Source organism: Caldisericum sp., from assembly GCA_022759145.1.
In the GTDB taxonomy this organism is placed as follows: Bacteria; Caldisericota; Caldisericia; order Caldisericales; family Caldisericaceae; genus Caldisericum.
In genome coordinates this window covers 1-4070 of sequence record JAEMPV010000043.1, presented here as the reverse complement: position 1 = coordinate 4070, position 4070 = coordinate 1, and the positions used below count along the sequence as shown (strand labels likewise).

General features: G+C 37.4%; 3 protein-coding genes. All 3 read left to right on the top strand.

Annotation, left to right across the window (positions count from 1 at the left end; translation table 11 throughout):
• Positions 1–580: 580 nt before the first annotated feature.
• Positions 581–1771 carry a DUF4338 domain-containing protein gene (locus JHC30_02810; GenBank protein MCI4463085.1) on the top strand — a complete coding sequence of 397 codons (1191 nt, stop codon included), beginning with the start codon at positions 581–583 and terminating at the stop codon, positions 1769–1771.
• Positions 1764–2885, top strand: coding sequence for a DNA double-strand break repair nuclease NurA (locus tag JHC30_02805; protein ID MCI4463084.1), 1122 nt, complete (start codon positions 1764–1766; stop codon positions 2883–2885). The genes JHC30_02810 and JHC30_02805 overlap by 8 nt, the downstream gene beginning before the upstream one ends.
• A gap of 10 nt (positions 2886–2895) precedes the next feature.
• Positions 2896–4070 (top strand): DUF87 domain-containing protein (locus JHC30_02800; GenBank protein ID MCI4463083.1); only part of this gene is annotated, 1175 nt, incomplete at its 3' end.

The following is a 4070-nucleotide window of genomic DNA, read 5'->3' as shown; positions in this document are numbered from 1 at the left end:
AGGGCAAAGGTGGTGCAATCTCCATAATGAGTTTCGTTGCAGGCGTTATGATAATCCTGGTATCAATTGTTGCCTTCCTCTTCCCGCAGATTATAAATGTCGAAGATGTGGAATTGGAGAAAGCGGAGGAAGGGGAAGAAAAATTCAAGATTTAGGGAAAGTAAGCAAAAAATGCTATACCAAGACAAAAGGGGTAGATTTATAAAAATAATTCTGAGGTTACTTCATTCCAATCCACTATAGAATATGAGTCATGGACAAAAAATCGAAACTCAAATGACTAAAAGTTGCTCTTAAAACAATTTTACTTACGGAAAAAAGTATAGAAGATTCTAACTGAATAGTAAGGGCAAGGAAGTAATATAACTACTTCTACAGCAGAGGTTTTTAAAAGAGAATGGATGTATAGAGAAGTCTAAGAACAACTCTGAATACTATAATAATTTTAGAAAAATATAAGTTTGCATAAAGTTATCACTTACTAAAAGTTAATGCACTTGGGATGATATACTCAAAAGATTTTGAAACTTTTAACAATTTTACTAACAGACAAAATTTAGCTATAATTATCTAGGGAGAAATGAACAACATTAGTGGAATTATTCAAGATGGAAGTAAATTAATAGACCTTGAAGAGCAAAAGAAAATTTTAAGAGTCAAGATAGAAGAAGCTCTTAAAAGACAAGGCTTTACACTAGATCGAGATATCGGATCTTTAAGACCAAACAAAGAAGTCCTCAAAATGATCCAACAAAGTGCTAGGCTAGAGCAAATTGAGCTGCATAAATCTTTCTTGCTACAAAATTTTGGCACAGTGAAGAAGTTTAGCAAAAGTGGAGCAGAAATTGTACCTGAAAGAATATCCTTGGAACTAAGAATAGTTGAACGTGATTCGCTTGAAGATAAAATTTTCAAATGGTGGAACCTTGTATGGTGGAGTATCCCATACCAGCACCCTTACGGTAGGCAGATGCGTTTCCTAATTTGGGATAAGGGAAATGATGCTCCCTTTGGAATGTTTTCTCTGCAAAGCCCTGTCCTTAAGATGAAGGTTAGAGACGAGGCTCTAGGAATACCAAATGATGAGCTTGATCTTTGGGTGAACAGGTCCATGTACGCTCAGAGAGTTGGCGCCTTCCCACCATATAACGATCTCCTTGGTGGTAAAGCTGTTGCCTTATCACTTACCTCAAACGAAGTCCGTAATGCATATAAAGAGAAGTACAAAAATAGAAAAACAATAATCAAGAATAGATTTATTGACTCGGAGCTTTTATTCATAACAACAACTAGCGCATTTGGGAGAAGTAGTTTATATAACAGGCTTACCTATAATAAAGAAATAGTGGCTGAATCTCTTGGATACACAAAGGGTTCTGGAACTTTTCAAATACCAGAGGGGCTGTACAAAGAGATACTTAATTATTTGGAAAGAAAAGGCATAGATACTAGAAGAAGCTTTGGTTTTGGTCCTTCAAAAAAAATAAAGCTGCTTACAATAGCTCTAAAGGATATTGGAATTCCAGAAGTAATTTATCATGGTATTAAAAGAGAGTTTTACCTCTTTCCTCTTGTTTCTAATCTAAGAGAAGTTATTAGCGGCTTAGAAGAGCCTAAATGGTTCGACAGACCATTTGAAAAATTGGCTGAATACTGGAAAGAAAGATGGGCTCTGCCAAGAGCAAAGAGAAGTAACTCATGGAAAAAGTTCGACAAAAACGAGTTTTTTGAGGAGGTCAGTAAAATGTTAAAGGAGAAATCATATGGATAAAAACGAGCAGGTTTTTACAGATCTTCCAGAAGCTCTAGTGGAAGAGGCACTCTCCAAAAGTGAGGAAGAAGGGAGTAAATTTTACAAATCCTTCAAAGAACTTAAAATTCTAAAACAAACAGTACGTCCGCTCCTTGAAAAAGAAAATTTCATCAGAAATGAAAATGAACTTCCATACTCAGAAATTCCAACAACATCCGGAATAGACGGCTCATATGTTGTCGAGCGACTCCTCGCGGCGGATTTTGTAGCATGTGCTGCTGTCGCAGTAGAAGGTATTGTACCACCATCAGAAAAAAGCTACTGGCCTCGCCCAAGGCACAGACTTTATATCAAGGCAGAACCTCACAATATAGACAGTGGAACTATAGCAAGAGGAATTATGATGGAAATGGAAATGGATCTTGCAGTAGAAGCACCTCATTCCGTGGTTTTCATTGATGGATCATTTTCAACACCTCTAATTTATATAAACCAGTCGATGAGTAAGTACCTGGAATCAGAAGAAAAAAGTGAAACAGGTAACGAACTTGAAAAAAGATTTGAAAGTTTTATTTCAAACTACAGGAGAATCCTGGAATCAAATAGAACTGATAAAGTTTGGACAAGCGTTCCCAAATACACTTCAAAAAGGGAAATTGGAAAGATGTTCAATTTTCAATCATCATACGATGACAGAGCTATTCTGACTACAATCTTGAGAGCTGGAGAGTTTACACGCCCAATAGATGTAGAACCTCCGCAGCAGCCGTATCACATTAAACTCCCAAATGGTAATATAGATACTTCTTTTGACTTCTTGCTAAGACGTATAAAAGTCTTCTATTACAGACCATTCAAATGGTCTCCAGCGCTTAGAATAGAGATTGGACCAAATGTTGCTTCAAACGATGCTCAACTTGCTCTTTTGGTAAGAGGAGTAAAGGCCCAATGTGCTGCTCCAAATATTTTGGAACCTTATCCTCTTTTTCTTGCAGATCGTATGGTTAAGAACCTTAGCACCGCAGTGAAATCTTTTAGACAAATTGCGACTAAAAAGATAATTGAAATGGAAGAAGATGAAGACTTAACAGATATAATTTTTGGCATGCACGGATATAGGACTGAAATGTAAGGAGGGCAAAATGAGCGAGGAAAATAAAAGTATTGACGAGTTAATAGGTCAAAGTGAAAAGATTGGGACAATTGGGTCACCTTCTTCAACTGCCGAGCTTACTCTAGATATTATGGGAACAGCTGTTCAGAAGAAACTTGTAGGAGAACTTGCTTTGTTCACCTTTAAACAAGAAAATGTTACAAATTACGCTTTAGGTCAGATAACTGAGATTATGCTGAGAAACACTTGGCTTGAAGACCCTACCATGAGATCACTTGCAAGACAAAGAGGTGTAGTAAACCCTGTGAGTGGTCAACAGGATACTCACTTAGGGCAAATGACGATAAGCGCGGTTTTTAAAGAAAATGGAGATGAGTTTGACCCGAGCATTCTAGGAACGGTTCCACCCACAGGCACTTACATTCATCTAGTTAGCGACGAAATAATCGACAAGCTTCTGAAAAAATATAGAGAAGAAATTTTTTACCTTGGTCATGTTTACGGTTCCCTTCCAAAGCTTCCGATGTGGTTTAAACATTTTGCTACTGGTCCAAAAGGTGCGGGGGAAGCATATCACATTGGGATTTTCGGAAAGACAGGCTCAGGAAAGTCAGTTCTAGCTAAAATGATTATGCTTGCTTACGCTCGACACTCTCATATGGCGATATTTGTTATTGACCCACAAGGTGAGTTCAGCAAGGATATACGTGGAGAGTTTTATGGAAACTTTCCCCTGGACTTGAAAGGAGCACTTAATGCATTAGGCAAGGAAATAGTCTTAAAGAGTATAAAGGATCTTATTTTGGATAGGTGGGAGCTTTTTAGCGAGATTTTGTACGAATCAAATTTTTTTGAAAGACTCTCCATTCCCAAAGGAGAAAATAGAAGGATTGCGTGCGATATTTTAGCGGATAAGCTAAAAGGCAAAATAAACCTTGATTCCCTAAATTCGAAAGAAGCCTTTAATAAGGCTTGGGATATCCTTGGTGAAGAAAAAGTGCAAACGGTCATATATAAAAGCGATACTGCTCGAAAACGTTTTATAGCTATGTATGAAGAATCAGATAGAGACGAGTTTTATAGAGATCATTGGATTCCGGTTGCCAAGTTCTTTTCCAAAGACAGAGAAGGATCGATAAGCGTTGATGAACTAATAGTCCAAACACTCGAACTGTCTGTTGAGAAACGACCTGTAGTGATTAT